This window comes from Paenibacillus sp. B-A-8 (genome assembly GCF_048572915.1).
GTDB lineage: Bacteria > Bacillota > Bacilli > Paenibacillales > Paenibacillaceae > Paenibacillus_AQ.
The window spans coordinates 6,884,536-6,900,689 of the sequence record NZ_CP183882.1; the positions used below are offsets into that span (position 1 = coordinate 6,884,536).

The following is a 16,154-nucleotide window of genomic DNA, read 5'->3' on the forward strand; positions in this document are numbered from 1 at the left end:
TTCCTAATTAAAATGGCAAATCATCATCCGATATATCAATCGGTTTACCATCGCCCGAAAAAGGATCTTGAGTATTGTTGTTACGCGAGAAATTATTGTTGTTATTTCCGCGTCCAGCGTTACCACCGCCACCATATGCTGGCTCTTCAGGCATACTACTTGCACCACTTGAAGTATTTCCACCTTCACGGCTCTGTGAAGATTCCAGGAAACGAACATTATCAGCAATAACTTCAGTTACGTATACACGTTTGCCTTCGTTATTCTCATAATTCCGCACTTGGATGCGTCCTTCCACTGCTGTCAGACGACCTTTGCGCAAGTAATTGGCACAGGTTTCTGCTAGCTGTCTCCAGGTTACAACCGGGATGAAGTCTGCCTCACGTTCACCGTTCTGGCCCGTAAAGTTACGATCTACGGCTAGCGTAAATTGCGTTACGGCAACACCAGCGGGAGTATAACGAAGTTCCGGGTCACGGGTCAACCGTCCGATCAAAATGATACGGTTCAACAATTCTGGTCCCCTCCTTTAGAGCGATTCATTACAAAGCTTGTCAAGATCTTAAGCAACGTCGTTCGTAATGAGATAACGAATAACTTCGTCAGAAATCTTCATAAGACGTTCTAATTCAGTAACTACTGCAGGTTCTGCATTGAAGTTAACCAAAACATAAACGCCATCACGGAATTTCTTGATCTCATACGCAAGACGGCGTTTACCTTGCACTTCGTGCTTTGTAATTTCCCCGCCATTGGAGATGATGCCTTGGAATTTATCGACTGCTGCTTGAACGGCTTCTTGTTCAATGTCAGGACGAATAATGTACATCACTTCATATTTGCGCATAATTTTCACCTCCTTATGGTCTGAGGCCCCTAATCACGTCAGGAGCAAGGAACGAGCACAAACATAGACTCGCACCTGATTAATATACCAAAATGAACAGCAGAGTGCAAGCAATATTAATACAGGACAACCATTCAACCTCTTTTTACATGAAAAAATCACTACCTGCGCACAATAATTACGAATTCATCTACACTAAAAAAGGAGGAATAATGATGGGTGAGAAAACGGAATATGAAGAAGGCGACAAAGCCCCTAATCCAGGTATGTACACAGAGGTAGGCGAAGCGCGAAGCTTCCATACTGAAATTTCGAATCCACAACACATCAAGATGGAAAAAGGGGATACCTTCCCTGAGACCACCAACAAAAATCGGAAGTGGAAAAAGGTCGAGAAAGCACGCGTACATTAATTCAAGCCTAAACACCTTCGACTTATATTTTTAAAATCCATGTGTATAAAAAAAGCAACACTGCACATACTATTCTCAGGCAGTACAAAAGAGAGGTGTGGTTCCGTTGGCCGTCGTAGACGAACACAATCACAGGAGATCTGATTCAGCATCTAATGTAAGCTGGGAAGAGTAGTGGGTTATTGCCTTAAAAAAGCATTAGCCTCAGCAAAGCCTAAATCACTTTAGTCGCTATAAACAGAGAAATTCCAAACATCATTGATGTACTGCCTCCTGAAGAAGGACCCGAAAGGGCCCTTCTTTTTGCATTGCAAATTGGGCTATCATAGGACACAAAAAAACCTCCGTTACAGGAACGAAGGATTCATTAAATGTTATATTATGCTGAAGTGGCGGAGAGGGTGGGATTCGAACCCACGCACGCTTTGACACGCCTAACTGATTTCGAGTCAGCCCCCTTGGGCCTCTTGGGTACCTCTCCGCAGCAAAAATAATTGTATCATGCAGACATGCCATTTGCAAGCTTATTTATTGTCTGTATTTTCCTCCACAGAGCGTAGTACCTTCTTCATATTCTTCTCGAATTTGGCACGGGGAATCAGAACACTATGCTGACAGCCTGTACACTTAATTCGGATATCCATCCCCATACGAATAATTTCCATTTCATTTGATCCACAAGGATGTTGCTTCTTCATCTGCACTATATCCCCAAGCTGAAAAACTTTACGTTCCACTATTCTTCCCCCTCTTCTCCTTCTTGTGTAGCTGCGATTTGCCGTCTTGATCCAGTGTTTAGCGATTCTGTTACTTCTCGTGCATTTTCTGTTTTTGCAAGATCTATTTCAGCCTTCGCCTCTGCTTCTGCTTTCTTACGTGCTTCCTCTTCAGCTTGAGCCTGCTCCAGCATGCTCTGTTTCTCTAATGCTTGTTTTATATCGTTTTGAATCTGTCTTTCCGCCGCATCTCTTGCATTAGGTGCACAGCTGGCTGCTATGCGTATTACATATTCCGAAGTGCTCATGGACTGTATACCGAGCACATTAGGGTAAGCAAGCACATTTGAGTTACGTTCATCTATGCCCTTTAGGGCCTCTCCAATTAATCCTAATGTGGCTTCCAAGCTTCGCTCCATTTTTACAGGAACATCGACTACAGCCAAAGCATTGGCAAGAGAATAGTTAGTCACATTCGTAATTAAGCCATTTGGGATAATAAATACCTCGCCGGTAGCGCTAAGTAATCTTGTTGTTCGTAAGCCGATTAATTCTACAGTTCCTTTATAAGTACCTGTCTGAATTACATCCCCTACCGCAAATTGGTCCTCCAAAATAATAAAGAACCCTGTAATAACATCCTTCACCAGACTTTGTGCTCCAAAACCTATTGCTAAACCAAGCACGCCCGCTCCAGCTAGCAAAGGCGCTAAATCAAAGTGGAATTCTGAAAGTACGAGCATGATCATCACAAAATTACAGATAACCGTTACTACATTTTTCATCAATTCCCCTACTGTAGTAAACCTTCGGGTGTTAGACAGGATTCTGCCCCCGGTTTTGCGTTCAAGCGAACGATCAATAATATTAGAAACAATTTTAATGATAACCCTGGTTAAGAGGAAAATAATAAGAATTCGCAGACCCGAGAATAAGACGTTGGCCCACATATCCGCATCGGTAAACCAGTTCCACACTTTATCTTTAAAACGCAAAGCATCTTTTACAGCTTCACCGGGAGTAGTAGCCTCCAATATCCACCTATTCATATCGTATATTCCTCCCTACCTCTCTATCAGTATGTAATTCTCGTTGTGTTTTCCGTAAATACCGCGTATTTCAATATTCTGCTCAGATACAATCTTCTGTACCTCTCCCAGCGCACTTTGAAAAAACTGAATCGATATTGCGCAACCTGCCGTGATCTCTTTCGGGGTTGGAAATATATCAATTTCAATCTCCGCATACTCAAGCAGCATTTCAGCACGAAGCGCCTGCTGGGTAGAGTCAAACGCGATCAGCATCTCTTCCTGCATATAGGTTACGCCTCCCATAGGATTATCGTCCTATCTCTTGCCGCTGTAGTATAAAACCCCTCTTCTATCCATATACTAGATACCATCAAATAGAATCAGCTTCAGAAAGGAAGATGGTATGAATTTTTCATCCAAAGCTACTTCAGCGCAAGAAACGTCTTGTTTAAAAATATCACATACAGATCCGGATATCTATTCCGCGATTACCCACCGACTACTTTTTCATTTTGCACGCACGCGCCCAGAGACCCAAATTGTCGTCATTTGTGTGGGAACAGATCGATCCACAGGTGATTCTCTTGGTCCTCTTGTTGGTACTGCATTATCACGTTTTCATAGTCCGTTGTTTCATTTATATGGAACTCTTGAAGAGCCTGTTCATGCAGTTAACCTTGAAGAAACTCTATCCCTAATCAACGAAAGATATAGTAACCCCTTTATCATCGGAATAGATGCTTGTTTAGGTCATTCTACTAGTGTGGGCTGCATTCAAGTTGTCGAAGGTCCTTTGAGACCGGGTGCTGGCGTGAATAAACAATTGCCGCCGGTAGGCGATATCCACTTGACGGGAATCGTTAATGTCGGCGGCTTTATGGAGTATTTTGTATTGCAAAACACGCGGTTAAGTTTAGTTATGCGATTATCTGATATTATTGCTACGAGTCTATATTCCGCCTTAAAACAATGGAATCTACATGCTAGGTCCGCTGCAACGCGAGAGTAACAACTTCTTTTTCTTCAGGTGATAGGACATACTGTGACTCGCCATTCTGCATAGGTTTAGAGTAAATATAAGAATTCTCACGATTATGAAGACTCGTTAATACAATACCACTGCTGTTGTCATCCAGTATAGCGACGGAGAAGCTCAAATCATTGCCACGTTCACCGAAGGCATTATAACGCTTCAGTGCAATATTGGACTTCATGCCACGCATTTTAGTTTGAGTAGCTTCTAATACAGCTTTTTGTTCACGTTGTTCTTCTTCCAACATGTCGCTTTGGTTCTTCAGATCAACCAGAAGGCCTTCCAGATCCTCTACACCGCTCCCAGCCATCATGGCCTCATATTTACGCCGCACAGTACGTAACTTAGCCCCCTGAGCGATCACATTGATTACCAGCACCAACATAATTACTGTAAAAGCAAACACAAACCACTGCAACTGCTCACTAATTAATTGATTCAATTCAGACATGAATGGACCATCCTTTTTATTCATCTGCTGCGGGCATTGCCATATAACTCATCCATAGCAGCCAGCATTCTGCTTATATTATGCTCTGTCGTATCTACACCTACACTCGCCCGAACAGCACCACTCTCTAGCGTGTCAACAGCCTTATGTGCCAAAGGGGTACAATGCATACCCGCTCTGACTGCTATGTTATAATCACGATCTAGACGGTGAGCAATATTCGCCGATTCTTCTCCATCCACTACAAACGATATAATTCCGGTTCTAGGCGCTCCTAGTGAGGGTCCTAATAGTTTAATACCTGGGATGTGGGACAACCCCTCCATCAGTCTCTGAGTTAACATCCACTCTCTCTCATGGATAACATTCGTCCCTAAAGATTGTACCTTTTGAACACCTGCTAGTAAACCGGCAATCCCTACCGTATTTTGCGTTCCTGCTTCATACCGATCTGGACGAACAGAGGGTTGATCACTATTTTCAGATTGACTCCCCGTTCCTCCATACATTAAAGGTTCAAGATCCAATTCAGGCGATATATAAAGTCCACCGGTCCCTTGTGGTCCGAGTAGTCCCTTATGCCCCGGAAATGCCAACAAGTCGATATTCATTTTTTTAACATCAATATCAATTGAGCCTGCGCTCTGAGCAGCATCCACCAGAAATACAGCGTTATGCGATTTAACAATATCACCAATATCACCAACAGGCAGTATGCTACCAAGTAAATTGGAACTGTGATTACAAATCACCATTTTGGTGTTCAGTTGGAAAGCATTTTCGAGCTCCTGTAAATCCAATTGCCCTTCACGATCTACTTTCAGATAATCAACCGTCACCCCTAGTGTCTTACGCAAGTATTCTAGCGGTCGCCTCACAGAGTTATGTTCTGTCATCGTAGAAATGACATGATCTCCAGCTTTAAGCATCCCTCTGATCGCCATATTCAAACTCATCGTAGTGTTATGAGTAAAGGCTATATCTTGTGCATTAGATACACCAAACAATCCAGCCAGCACACTCCGCGTCCTTACTAACACTCGCCCGCTACCCATCGCCAGCGAGTAATTACCTCTGCCAGCATTCGCTCCTGACTGTAGAGCATTCATCATCGCAGCTGCAACCTCCGGTGGTTTAGGCCACGAAGTAGCTGCATGATCCAGATATACGAAGTCTTCCATAACCTCGCCCCTCATCTAATACTCTTTTTGAAAGTCTTCTTATCCAAAAAAACATACCCCTAATTATCCGATGAAGGATATCTCAGGATATGTTCTTGGCATAGATACCCATTTAGTTACCCAATAATTCCAGCAATCTTTCTAAATCCTGAGCACTGTAGTAATTCAATTCAATCTTTCCTTTTTCCTTACCCTGTTTGATTTTCACTGTTGTTTTAAAACGTTCACGTAATACTTCCTCTACATTATCAATATAGGGGTCACGCTTAACCACCTTGGCTTTAACTCCGTTTGCTGGCTTTCGGTCCAAGTTCTTCACTGTTTCTTCTAGCTCTCTTACACTCCATTGTTGTTCTACGCATTGTTCAGCTAACTGTTTAATCACTTCCGGATCCTTCAAAGCAACAATTGCACGCGCATGCCCCATTGACATTGTTCCACGTGAAACATATTCTTTTACTTCTTCAGGTAAAGAAAGCAATCTTAGGAAATTTGCGATGTGCGATCTGGACTTACCTACCTTAAGCGATAGTTCTTCCTGTGTGAGTGAGAACTGATCCATTAGGCCTTGGTAAGCCACTGCAATTTCCATTGCATTTAAGTTTTCACGTTGCAAGTTTTCAATTAAGGCTATCTCCATGACCTGTTGATCACTAAGATTCCTAACGACTGCTGGAATTGTAGCTTTGCCACAATATTGCGAAGCCCGGAATCTGCGTTCGCCGGCAATGATCTCATATCCCTTCAATACGCTACGGACAATGATTGGCTGAATCACACCATGTTGTCTGATAGATTCTGCTAGTTCTTGGATTGCCTCTTCATTAAAATCTTTACGTGGTTGATATGGATTAGCCCGTAGTTGAGCTAAAGGAATCTCAACTACCTTATCATCCTCATTAATAGATAAAGATGGAATCAGCGCATCCAGACCTTTTCCTAAACGTTTACTCATAAGAAATCACTTCCTTTGCCAACTCTAAATACACTTCCGCTCCTTTAGAGCGAGGATCATAAGTAATTATGGATTGCCCATGTGAAGGTGCTTCACTTAACCGAACATTCCGAGGAATAATGGTTCTATATACTTTCTCTTGGAAATACTTTTTAACCTCTTCTATTACCTGAATTCCCAGATTGGTCCGGGCATCAAGCATAGTCAATAATACTCCCTCTATCTTCAGATGCGGGTTGAGATTTTTTTGCACCAGACGAACGGTGTTTAAAAGCTGACTTAACCCTTCAAGCGCATAATATTCACACTGGATCGGGATAATTACCGAATCTGCTGCAGTAAGAGAATTGATTGTTAAAATACCAAGTGAAGGAGGACAATCGATGATAATATAATCATAATTGTTTTTAACCGCATTCAGCGCCTTCTTTAGCTTTAGCTCTCTGGAAATTGTTGATACCAACTCAATCTCCGCGCCCGCTAATTGAATGGTCGCCGGAATGATGTGCAGTCCTTCATTTTGAGTTTCCAGTATGGTTTCTAGAGGGTTTACCTCATTTATAAGAATGTCATATATACAATTCGCCACGTCCGCCTTGTTGACGCCAACGCCGCTAGTAGTATTACCTTGAGGATCGATATCAACTAGAAGCACTCTTTTTCCTAATGTAGCCATACCGGCACCTAGGTTCACGGAGGTTGTTGTTTTACCGACACCGCCTTTTTGATTTGCTATGGCAATAATCTTGGACACTTATTTCACCTCGAATAGTTAGGAAGAATCTTCTCGTAGATCGCAAGTACAATGTTCCTGACGCTGATGTAGCTTCACACTTTATGAAGAATATAGACAACTATTTTTATACTGGAACTTTAAATACAGGCTGGACCAACACATCTCGGTTCTAGCCATAACAAAGGCGGCCAATCACCTCAGGGCCGCCTTCAGCTTTTGAAACAATTTATCTTTTGGGGATTTGGATTACAATCTCGTAATGGTCGCCACGGTCATTTTCTGACGTTTTGATTTCCATTCCGGAGCCTGTCACCATATCAATAGATTGACGAATTGTATTAAGAGCTAGACGAACATCCTTGGTATAGGAGACCCGTTTCGATTTTTTAGTTTGTGAGACTTGTTTGTAGAAAGCAATACGAGCTTCTGTTTGTTTAACATTTAATCCTTTTGCTATGATCTCTGCTAACACCTTCAGCTGCATTTCCACACTATCGAGTGATAATAATGAACGTGCATGTCTTTCAGAAATCTGACGCTCCATTAATGCGGTCTTAACCTCTTCTGGCAGGTTGAGTAAGCGAATTTTATTAGCTATGGTAGACTGACTTTTACCTAATCGTTGTGCCAAGCTTTCTTGCGTTAATTGATGAAGATCAATTAACTTTTGATAAGCCACAGCTTCTTCAATGGAGGTCAAGCCTTCACGCTGTAAGTTTTCTATAAGCGCAATTGAAGCGGCCTGTGAATCATTGAATTCACGAACAATGGCTGGAATCGTCTCTAAACCAAGCTTTTTAACCGCGCGCCAGCGCCGTTCGCCTGCGATGATTTCGTATACGGAATCGCGCATGCGTACAACTATGGGTTGAATGACCCCATGAGTTTTAATCGTCTGGCATAACTCATCGATCTTATCGTCATCGAATATCGTCCGTGGTTGGTAAGGACTGCTAATGACCTCATGAACTGGTATTTGTTTGATTTCTTCTCCGCTGCTCCGCTCGTTAAATCCAAATAGCTTGGTAAATTGTTCTTTCATTCCGTTCATAACCACCTAATTTCGTTATAGTACGATCTTCTTGACCTTCTTCTCGGAAAGCGTATCGTACAGCAATAAAAAACATTCTGATATTATGAAATCACCTGCTGCTATCAGGCATCATAATCTCTCCTTCTTTCGAACAAGAGTACAGAGAAGGAGTTATATACAAAATTAAAAGTCTACTATGCTATTCTATCACTTTTCTCTACATAATCATATTCTCCGTAAAGACCTATTTTTCCTGCATTTTCATAGTTATACTCTCTCAAAATCATATTCATTTAGTTTATATTTAAATATACGTTCATTTCAGCTCATTCTCGCTATTATCCACAAAAAAAGGTCATCCTCCTTAAAATGGAGAATGACCTTAAATATATTAATGAATCTATAATGTTTCACGTGAAACATTACTTAATTAGTGGTGTTTTGGCAGGAATTCCCGCTTTTCGTGGATACTTAGCAGGACTAGCTCCTGTCTTACGAATAATAACAATATGTCGCGCTGACTCTTCCACTGGTAAGCTGAATGACTCTACTTTGTCGAGCTGAGCACGAAGCTCTTTTAAGCTATACTTCGCCTCACTTAATTCCTCAGAAGGATCGTTTCCCTTCATGGCAGCGAAAACTCCATCCTTACGTGTAAAAGGAAGACAAAATTCATTCAACAAGGATAATCTTGCCACTGCACGCGCAGTCACCAAATCGTAGGCATCACGATGCTTAAATTGCCGGGCAATATCCTCCGCACGACCATGAATTAATTGCACATCAGATAATTTCAGTGTAGTACAGACATGTTGTAGAAAAGAAATTCTTTTACTTAATGAATCAATAATCGTCAGCTTTAAATGTGGAAAACAAATTTTAAGCGGAATTCCTGGGAACCCGGCTCCCGAACCGATATCTGCCAAATTGTTTATCTCATTGAGATTAAGGAAAAAAGCTAGAGAGATCGAATCATAAAAATGTTTCGTGTAAACCTGCTCACGCTCTGTTATGCCGGTGAGATTCATTTTTTTATTCCAGGATACGAGCTCTTTATAGTAGAGATCAAATTGCTCTAATTGTTCTGCTGTAAGTGTAATACCTCGTTCCTGTAAAAGCTGTGTGAATTGAATTTCCGTATTATCCATAGATTATCCTTTCGCCGCGGTTACCCGGTTGTAATGCTCCAGATATACGAGAAGAATGGAGATGTCAGCAGGTGTGACTCCCGCAATCCGAGAAGCCTGCCCGATAGAGATCGGACGGATCTTAGTCAGCTTCTGCCGTGCTTCCATCGCTAATCCATGGATCTCATTATAATTAATGTCATCTGGAATTTTCTTCTTTTCCATCTTTTGCAGGCGCTCCACATGTTGAAGCTGTTTTTCAATATAACCGGCATATTTAATTTGGATTTCTACTTGTTCCTTCATTTCTGCATCCAGCAGCTCCGGTGATGGAGAGACTTGATCTACGAAGCTATATACAAGCTCTGGACGACGCATCAGAACAAGCAAATTGCTGCCGTCTACAATAGGTGCCGATTCATATTGTGCTAGTACATGATTTACCTCAACAGGTTTAACCTTTGTCTCTTGCAGACGAACAATTTCACGCTCCACCCGTTCTTTCTTATCCGTGAAGTTATCAAATCGTTCCTTTGTGATCAAACCAATATCGTAACCAATAGGTGTAAGTCTTAGATCTGCATTGTCATGGCGAAGCAACAACCGATATTCTGCACGTGAAGTAAGCAAACGGTAAGGTTCATTAGTACCCTTAGTCACAAGATCATCAATGAGTACACCAATGTATCCCTGTGAACGATCTAAAATTACGGGTTCTTTCTCTTGCACCTTGCGCGCTGCATTTATTCCAGCCATCACACCTTGGCCTGCTGCTTCCTCATAACCGGAAGTACCATTGATTTGTCCAGCTGTGAAAAGACCTGGTAAACGTTTAGTTTCGAGAGATGGCCATAGCTGTGTAGGAACCATTGCATCATATTCAATAGCATAACCGTTACGCATCATTTCTACCTTTTCCATACCAGGGATGGAACGCAGAATGGCTAGCTGAACATCCTCAGGAAGACTAGTGGACAGACCTTGTACATAGTATTCCGATGTATTTTTTCCTTCTGGCTCTAAAAAGATCTGATGCTTAGATTTATCACTAAATCTTACAACTTTATCTTCAATAGATGGGCAATAACGTGGACCTGTTCCTTCAATAATACCCGTAAACATCGGTGCACGATGTAGGTTGTCATTAATAATTTGATGAGTAACCTCAGAGGTATAAGTTAACCAACAAGGAAGCTGTTCATTGTCGGATGATTTCGTTTCAAACGAAAAGAATTTAGGCTCCTCGTCGCCAGGTTGAATTTCTGTCTTCGAGAAATCGATCGTATCACGATGTACACGTGGTGGTGTACCGGTTTTAAAACGCACCAATTCAAAACCAAGCTCCCGCAAATTCTCGGATAGCTTCACTGATGGCTGCTGATTGTTAGGTCCACTCTCATATGTCAGTTCACCCATGATCACTTTACCACGCAGGTAAGTACCTGTAGTCAGAATAACTGTCTTACTATGGTATTCGGTTCCAGTCTTCGTAACTACACCTGCACAACGTCCGTCCTCAACGATTAAACGTTCAACCATTCCTTGACGAAGTGTCAAATTAGGCGTTTTCTCCATCGTTTCCTTCATTGTATGTTGGTAAAGGAATTTATCCGCTTGTGCACGTAAAGCATGTACAGCAGGTCCCTTGCCCGTATTCAGCATACGAAGTTGAATAAATGTCTTATCTATATTGCGACCCATTTCTCCGCCAAGCGCATCAATCTCACGCACTACATGTCCTTTGGCAGGTCCGCCTATGGACGGATTGCAGGGCATGAATGCAACCATATCCAGGTTAATTGTGATCATCAACGTGCTGCAGCCCATCCGTGCTGACGCTAGAGCTGCCTCACAACCGGCATGACCGGCGCCAATGACGATTACGTCATAGCTACCTCCATCATAACTCATGTCCTGTTTCCCCCTAATTATTATATTAAAATGTAAAACCTATTTTCCTAAACAAAATTGCGAGAATATTTGGTCTAATAACGAGTCTGCTGCTGTATCGCCAATAATCTCACCGAGCTGTTCCCATGCGAGCCGTACATCGATTTGAATCATATCAATCGGAATATACTGTTCCGCGGCATCGTATGCATCCTGTAGTGATTTATAGGCTTTTTTAAGCAGTGCTATATGTCTCACATTACTCACATATGTCAAGTCACCCGATTCCAGCTTTCCACCAAAAAAGAGTGTCGAAATGGCATCTTCAAGTTTGTCTAGACCTTCCTCTTCCAGAACGGACATTGGTACGATGTTGGACTCTTCAAAGAAAGAGAGCAACTTATCCTTATCCAGTTTGGACGGTAAGTCCATTTTATTCATGATTACTAGGCATTGTCTACCGTGGATTTGTTCCATCAATGCCAATTCATCCTCATGTAGCTCTTCATTAGCGTTTAGCACAAGTAGAATCAAATCCGCATCGCTAACTGCAGCCTTGGAGCGTTCCACACCAATCTTCTCCACTACATCGATCGTTTCACGAATTCCTGCCGTATCAAGCAGCTTAAGCGGAATGTTGTTTATCGTTATATACTCTTCAATAACATCACGTGTTGTTCCGGGAATATCCGTTACAATCGCTTTGTTATCACGTGCTAATGCGTTTAATAATGAGGATTTACCAACATTGGGACGTCCGACTATAGCTGTCGTTATACCCTCACGAAGTATTTTTCCTTCATTAGAAGTCTTGAGTAACTTTGTGATTCCTTCCATCACTTCACTGCTTTTATCCTTAATAAATTCAGCTGTCATGGATTCTACATCATGCTCTGGATAATCTATATTCACTTCGATATGCGCAAGCATCTCAATAAGTGTATGGCGCAAGGCATGAATTCGATCCGACAAGGATCCGCTAACCTGCTTTAAAGCCACCGAAAAAGCGCGATCTGACTTCGAGCGAATGAGATCAATAACCGCTTCAGCCTGTGATAAATCAATACGTCCGCCCAAGAAAGCACGCTTGGTGAACTCACCCGGCTCGGCTAACCTTATCTCCTGTTGAAGAAGTAAATCCATCACCCTTCTTACAGAGATTACACCCCCATGAGCACTGATCTCTACTACATCTTCGGTCGTAAAAGAACGTGGGCCCTTCATGACGGTTACTAGTACTTCTTCCATCTTCTCTCCGTTATCCGGACTAACGATATGCCCATAATGAACGGTATGCGATTCCGCTTCAGTTAGCGGAACTCGGCTACGAAACAAAGGCGCCACTTGGGAAATAGCCTGCGGGCCACTTACCCGAATAATAGCAATTCCTCCCTCGCCTAATGCCGTCGATACGGCAGCAATGGTGTCACTAAGCATGCTGTTTTTCACCCCAAAACCTATATTTTTTTGATCAGAAACGGTCTTATATTGTTAAAAAAGCAATGACCCCTTACATTGGTCAAGGAGTCATTGCATCCATATAGTCTTTACTTCAAAGTTATAACGACGCGGCGATTTGGCTCTTCGCCCTTACTAAGGGTATTCACTTGCCGATGATCCTGTAATCTGGAGTGAATAATTTTCCGCTCCTGAGGTGACATCGGCTCCAATACAACCTCTTTACGAGTCCGAATGACACGACCGGCTAAACGATCAGCCAGCTCTTCGAGAGTTTTTTTACGCCGCTCACGGAAGTTCTCCGCATCTAGCACAAGCCGTATAAAACTGTCGGAGTAACGATTAGCTACGATATTAGCCAAATACTGCAGAGCATCGAGAGTTTGTCCTCTTCTACCAATCAATAGTCCCAAATCTGGACCTGATATCTGCAGAATCGTGGATTCCTTGGTGTGGACGATTTCGACTTCCACTTCGAGCCCCATGCTCTTAGCGACATCCACAATGAAATGAACGGCTTCTTGGTAAGCTTCCTCCACCGGTTGTCCGGAATCTTGGCGCGGCACGCCGCCGTTAGCCTCCTGTTTGCTCTCTCTTGTTGACTGCTGAGGCAGTGACGGAGCACTCGCCGCTGATGCCGGTGCGGCTTCGGCTATCAAGGTTAATTCAACCTTGGCACCTTTCGCACCGATCAATCCCAGGAATCCTCTTGATGGCTGCTCAAGTACGTTGACCGTTACCCGGTCCTTTTGAACTCCAAGCTGGGTAAGTCCCCGTTCTACAGCTTCTTCAATGGTTTTCCCTGTTGCGACGACTTTGCTCATTTTGACTTTTTGGCTCCCTTCGATGCTTTACTGCCGCCTTTACTCTTCACAGCAGCTGAGTCATCTGTACTTTTCACAGCACTTGCGATTGCCAATTTGTGTTTATCATTGTTGCGATATAAGAAATAGTTCTGAACAATAGTGTAAATGTTACTGTATACCCAGTATAGCGGCAATGCTGCTGGGAAGTTGTAGGACATAACGAAAATCAGAACTGGATAAATCATCATCATGAACTGCATTGGCCCTTGTTGTTGCATCGGGTTCATTTTAGTCATCATTCTAGTTTGTATAAATGTTGTTAATGCGGCTAGCACTGGCAAGATAAACAGATGATCGGGCTTACCTAGCTGCAGCCATAAGAAGTCGTGCTCCCGTAGATGTGGGTTATAGTATATCGAGTTGTAGAGAGCGATAAAGATAGGCATTTGTACGATCAGCGGTAAACAACCCGCCATTGGATTAACCTTATTCTCTTGGAACAAACGCATCGTTTCTTGCTGCACCTTTTCAGGTGTGTCTTTATATTTTTTCTGGATCTTTTGGAGTTCCGGTTGAATGGCTTGCATTGCTCGCGAGCTCTTCACCTGTTTAATCGTAAGCGGAAGAATCAGCGTGCGGACAATAATAACCATCACAAGTACGGCTAAACCATATTCTCCGTTAAACCAATCAGCAAACTTGTCCAAGGCAATGGCGAAATAATACACTACATTACTTTGCCAGAAGCCTCCATTCTTTAAATCCTCCGTAGTGTGCGTAACAGCAGTTGACGGAGCGCATCCCGACAGAACAGCTAACGACAACACCATCACTGTGATGAGGAGAAACCATTTTCCCCGTCTAGTCTTCATTAGAGACACTTCAAAACCCCTCTCTTGAACATTCCATTCCACCGTAAATCATACCATAATTATGAATACAAATAAACAAGCCTCTTATGCGTCCTTTATTTGCGGGAAGCCTTGAGTAGCTTGGCTTTGCGCAGTACATGCAGCACGCTTTTTTCGAGCTCACTGTATTCCATGGAAAGCGCTCCTTTTCTTACAATAAACACTATATCGAGTCCACCTGCAATCTCAGATTCATGGTGACGAACGATTTCCTTAACCAATCTTCTCATACGGTTACGGACAACCGCGTTTCCAACCTTCTTACTGACCGATATTCCTACTCTAAATCGCTCTACCTCTTTTTTGCTAAACCAATACACTACAAATTGATGATTCGCAAATGACTTCCCATGGCGATATACACGACTGAAGTCGGCACGGTTTCGTAAACGTAACTTTTTGTGCACGGGAATCTCCTTCATAAAAATCCGGTTAAAAGTGTCCTTCCGAATTTTTTTTCTTCTAATAGTATAGTCATTTGGATGTCGCCATAAACGACTGCGACTACAACGCTGAAATTTCCCTTCTATATTATAGAAAGAAAAATATTCTCAACTTCTCACAAAATAATTCTGTATATACGATAAATAGCCCCGCAAAGTGTAGCTAGCGCATTAAGCGAGATCCTAGTCGTTTGCAGAGCAATAAGCATAAACCGCCTTCGGCGTCCTTATAAGAAGAACGGTAACATTTAAATTCTTTAGAATAATAAAAAGCAGTAAAAAAAGACCACCGGAGTGGTCCCTTAGTGGCCTAACTTACGCACTCAAAACTTTTCTGCCTTTCAAGCGGCGAGCTGCCAGCACTTTACGGCCGTTTTTCGTGCTCATTCTTTTACGGAAACCGTGAACCTTCTTGCGTTTGCTCACATTTGGTCTAAATGTCGGTCTCATAATTGCACCTCCCTTACAGGAACTTAATTACTGTCATATAAGCAGAAACGGTCTAAGCCGTCCTTATAGTAGGGACAGTATCTACATGAATCATCATTTAATTATCAAGACATATCCTTACAGAAAACACCTTTATATATTTAAACATATTTTATGCGCAAAAGTCAACCTACTACTGGCTCCAGTCCCTCCCTCTAATTCAAGCTGCTTATCCACAACTTCCATTAGAAAAAAAGTAATCCACAAGATATGACAGTTATCCACCTGTGATCAAAAAATAAAGTCGACTACTCACAAATGAGCACAACCTGTGTATAAAATTATCGAAGCTTTGACGTAAAGTGTCGAACCGTAAACAAATTATCAACAATATGTAGTGGTGTTCCTAATAATTGTACACAAGTGATTGAATTTGTGGATAAAATAGCCCTGCTCATTGAAAAATAAGGGGCGTTTTGCTATGATGGTATTACTTTTGAATGTGAATAGATTTGTTTGTTCTCTTAATTATCAACAAGCTGTGGATAAAGTTGTGAACAAATCAAATTTATCCATATTTTTTTGTCTCTTCATATTGCCTACTGGGGATAAATATCAGCACCAACCTATTTTCTTCGACATTTCCACTTCATGGCTGATGCCACATTTGGAAGATTTAAAGGAGTGACAGTCT

General features: G+C 42.2%; 19 protein-coding genes and 1 tRNA gene. 2 read left to right on the top strand and 18 right to left on the bottom strand.

The annotated features are described in order from the left end of the window. Nucleotides 1-7: 7 nt before the first annotated feature. Nucleotides 8-514, bottom strand: a complete 507-nt coding sequence (gene ssb / locus ACN6MV_RS31040) for a single-stranded DNA-binding protein (RefSeq protein WP_036677780.1) — start codon at nucleotides 512-514, stop codon at nucleotides 8-10. Nucleotides 515-562: 48 nt separating this feature from the next. Continuing rightward, nucleotides 563-847, bottom strand: coding sequence for a 30S ribosomal protein S6 (gene rpsF / locus ACN6MV_RS31045; protein ID WP_036677776.1), 285 nt, complete (start codon nucleotides 845-847; stop codon nucleotides 563-565). A gap of 215 nt (nucleotides 848-1,062) precedes the next feature. Here rpsF and ACN6MV_RS31050 point away from each other — a divergent pair, with 215 nt between their 5' ends. Beyond that, a complete protein-coding gene (locus ACN6MV_RS31050) occupies nucleotides 1,063-1,260 on the top strand; it encodes a YjzC family protein (protein WP_042131720.1) in 198 nt (65 codons plus the stop codon). A 390-nt stretch (nucleotides 1,261-1,650) separates the two neighbouring features. Here ACN6MV_RS31050 and ACN6MV_RS31055 read toward each other — a convergent pair. The 4 genes from ACN6MV_RS31055 to ACN6MV_RS31070 form a co-directional block, all read right to left on the bottom strand. Next, nucleotides 1,651-1,741: transfer RNA gene (locus ACN6MV_RS31055), tRNA-Ser, on the bottom strand. Between the two features lie 43 nt (nucleotides 1,742-1,784). After that, nucleotides 1,785-1,997, bottom strand: coding sequence for a DUF951 domain-containing protein (locus tag ACN6MV_RS31060; RefSeq protein WP_042131721.1), 213 nt, complete (start codon nucleotides 1,995-1,997; stop codon nucleotides 1,785-1,787). After that, nucleotides 1,997-3,025, bottom strand: coding sequence for a mechanosensitive ion channel family protein (locus ACN6MV_RS31065; protein WP_419885491.1), 1,029 nt, complete (start codon nucleotides 3,023-3,025; stop codon nucleotides 1,997-1,999). Before ACN6MV_RS31065 ends, ACN6MV_RS31060 begins: the two co-directional genes overlap by 1 nt. Before the next feature lie 15 nt (nucleotides 3,026-3,040). Beyond that, nucleotides 3,041-3,292, bottom strand: a complete 252-nt coding sequence (locus ACN6MV_RS31070; protein WP_042131723.1) for a DUF3343 domain-containing protein — start codon at nucleotides 3,290-3,292, stop codon at nucleotides 3,041-3,043. A 118-nt stretch (nucleotides 3,293-3,410) separates the two neighbouring features. Between ACN6MV_RS31070 and yyaC the strand changes: the two genes are divergently transcribed. Continuing rightward, nucleotides 3,411-4,016, top strand: a complete 606-nt coding sequence (gene yyaC / locus ACN6MV_RS31075) for a spore protease YyaC (RefSeq protein ID WP_042131724.1) — start codon at nucleotides 3,411-3,413, stop codon at nucleotides 4,014-4,016. Here the strand turns inward: yyaC and ACN6MV_RS31080 are convergent. From ACN6MV_RS31080 to rpmH, 12 genes are all read right to left on the bottom strand, one after another. Next, nucleotides 3,991-4,491, bottom strand: coding sequence for a DUF4446 family protein (locus tag ACN6MV_RS31080; protein WP_419885492.1), 501 nt, complete (start codon nucleotides 4,489-4,491; stop codon nucleotides 3,991-3,993). The genes yyaC and ACN6MV_RS31080 overlap by 26 nt on opposite strands. A gap of 20 nt (nucleotides 4,492-4,511) precedes the next feature. Then, a complete protein-coding gene (locus ACN6MV_RS31085; protein WP_375104420.1) occupies nucleotides 4,512-5,672 on the bottom strand; it encodes an aminotransferase class V-fold PLP-dependent enzyme in 1,161 nt (386 codons plus the stop codon). A 112-nt stretch (nucleotides 5,673-5,784) separates the two neighbouring features. Next, nucleotides 5,785-6,627: a ParB/RepB/Spo0J family partition protein gene (locus ACN6MV_RS31090; RefSeq protein ID WP_042131727.1), complete on the bottom strand. Its 843-nt coding sequence runs from the start codon at nucleotides 6,625-6,627 to the stop codon at nucleotides 5,785-5,787. Continuing rightward, nucleotides 6,620-7,381 (bottom strand): ParA family protein, encoded by a 762-nt coding sequence (locus ACN6MV_RS31095; protein WP_042131728.1) that lies wholly within the window; start codon nucleotides 7,379-7,381, stop codon nucleotides 6,620-6,622. Before ACN6MV_RS31095 ends, ACN6MV_RS31090 begins: the two co-directional genes overlap by 8 nt. A gap of 208 nt (nucleotides 7,382-7,589) precedes the next feature. Continuing rightward, on the bottom strand, nucleotides 7,590-8,405 hold the full coding sequence (gene noc / locus ACN6MV_RS31100) for a nucleoid occlusion protein (RefSeq protein ID WP_042131729.1): 816 nt from the start codon (nucleotides 8,403-8,405) through the stop codon (nucleotides 7,590-7,592). A gap of 413 nt (nucleotides 8,406-8,818) precedes the next feature. Next, a complete protein-coding gene (gene rsmG / locus ACN6MV_RS31105; protein WP_042131730.1) occupies nucleotides 8,819-9,544 on the bottom strand; it encodes a 16S rRNA (guanine(527)-N(7))-methyltransferase RsmG in 726 nt (241 codons plus the stop codon). Between the two features lie 3 nt (nucleotides 9,545-9,547). Continuing rightward, the gene (gene mnmG, locus ACN6MV_RS31110; RefSeq protein WP_076120617.1) at nucleotides 9,548-11,434 is read right to left on the bottom strand and encodes a tRNA uridine-5-carboxymethylaminomethyl(34) synthesis enzyme MnmG; all 1,887 of its coding nucleotides are present in this window, start codon (nucleotides 11,432-11,434) and stop codon (nucleotides 9,548-9,550) included. A 39-nt stretch (nucleotides 11,435-11,473) separates the two neighbouring features. Further along, on the bottom strand, nucleotides 11,474-12,850 hold the full coding sequence (mnmE, locus tag ACN6MV_RS31115; RefSeq protein WP_042131732.1) for a tRNA uridine-5-carboxymethylaminomethyl(34) synthesis GTPase MnmE: 1,377 nt from the start codon (nucleotides 12,848-12,850) through the stop codon (nucleotides 11,474-11,476). A 110-nt stretch (nucleotides 12,851-12,960) separates the two neighbouring features. Beyond that, nucleotides 12,961-13,695 (bottom strand): RNA-binding cell elongation regulator Jag/EloR, encoded by a 735-nt coding sequence (gene jag, locus ACN6MV_RS31120; protein WP_042131733.1) that lies wholly within the window; start codon nucleotides 13,693-13,695, stop codon nucleotides 12,961-12,963. After that, nucleotides 13,692-14,558, bottom strand: a complete 867-nt coding sequence (locus ACN6MV_RS31125; RefSeq protein WP_042131734.1) for a YidC/Oxa1 family membrane protein insertase — start codon at nucleotides 14,556-14,558, stop codon at nucleotides 13,692-13,694. The genes jag and ACN6MV_RS31125 overlap by 4 nt, the downstream gene beginning before the upstream one ends. Before the next feature lie 86 nt (nucleotides 14,559-14,644). Further along, entirely contained in the window at nucleotides 14,645-14,995 is a 351-nt protein-coding gene (gene rnpA, locus ACN6MV_RS31130) for a ribonuclease P protein component (RefSeq protein WP_042131735.1), read from the bottom strand. A gap of 351 nt (nucleotides 14,996-15,346) precedes the next feature. Continuing rightward, nucleotides 15,347-15,481 carry a 50S ribosomal protein L34 gene (gene rpmH, locus ACN6MV_RS31135; protein WP_039295761.1) on the bottom strand — a complete coding sequence of 45 codons (135 nt, stop codon included), beginning with the start codon at nucleotides 15,479-15,481 and terminating at the stop codon, nucleotides 15,347-15,349. Between the last annotated feature and the right edge of the window lie 673 nt (nucleotides 15,482-16,154).

Excerpts from the sequence above, each read along its gene's own strand:
- ACN6MV_RS31085 (WP_375104420.1), bottom strand. The coding sequence starts at position 5,672 with ATGGAAGACTTCGTATATCTGGATCATGCAGCTACTTCGTGGCCTAAA.
- rsmG (WP_042131730.1), bottom strand. The coding sequence starts at position 9,544 with ATGGATAATACGGAAATTCAATTCACACAGCTTTTACAGGAACGAGGT.
- rpmH (WP_039295761.1), bottom strand. The coding sequence starts at position 15,481 with ATGAGACCGACATTTAGACCAAATGTGAGCAAACGCAAGAAGGTTCAC.
- mnmE (WP_042131732.1), bottom strand. The coding sequence starts at position 12,850 with ATGCTTAGTGACACCATTGCTGCCGTATCGACGGCATTAGGCGAGGGA.
- ACN6MV_RS31090 (WP_042131727.1), bottom strand. The coding sequence starts at position 6,627 with ATGAGTAAACGTTTAGGAAAAGGTCTGGATGCGCTGATTCCATCTTTA.
- rpsF (WP_036677776.1), bottom strand. The coding sequence starts at position 847 with ATGCGCAAATATGAAGTGATGTACATTATTCGTCCTGACATTGAACAA.
- yyaC (WP_042131724.1), top strand. The coding sequence starts at position 3,411 with ATGAATTTTTCATCCAAAGCTACTTCAGCGCAAGAAACGTCTTGTTTA.
- noc (WP_042131729.1), bottom strand. The coding sequence starts at position 8,405 with ATGAAAGAACAATTTACCAAGCTATTTGGATTTAACGAGCGGAGCAGC.
- ACN6MV_RS31070 (WP_042131723.1), bottom strand. The coding sequence starts at position 3,292 with ATGCAGGAAGAGATGCTGATCGCGTTTGACTCTACCCAGCAGGCGCTT.
- ACN6MV_RS31065 (WP_419885491.1), bottom strand. The coding sequence starts at position 3,025 with ATGAATAGGTGGATATTGGAGGCTACTACTCCCGGTGAAGCTGTAAAA.
- mnmG (WP_076120617.1), bottom strand. The coding sequence starts at position 11,434 with ATGAGTTATGATGGAGGTAGCTATGACGTAATCGTCATTGGCGCCGGT.
- ACN6MV_RS31080 (WP_419885492.1), bottom strand. The coding sequence starts at position 4,491 with ATGTCTGAATTGAATCAATTAATTAGTGAGCAGTTGCAGTGGTTTGTG.
- ACN6MV_RS31050 (WP_042131720.1), top strand. The coding sequence starts at position 1,063 with ATGGGTGAGAAAACGGAATATGAAGAAGGCGACAAAGCCCCTAATCCA.
- jag (WP_042131733.1), bottom strand. The coding sequence starts at position 13,695 with ATGAGCAAAGTCGTCGCAACAGGGAAAACCATTGAAGAAGCTGTAGAA.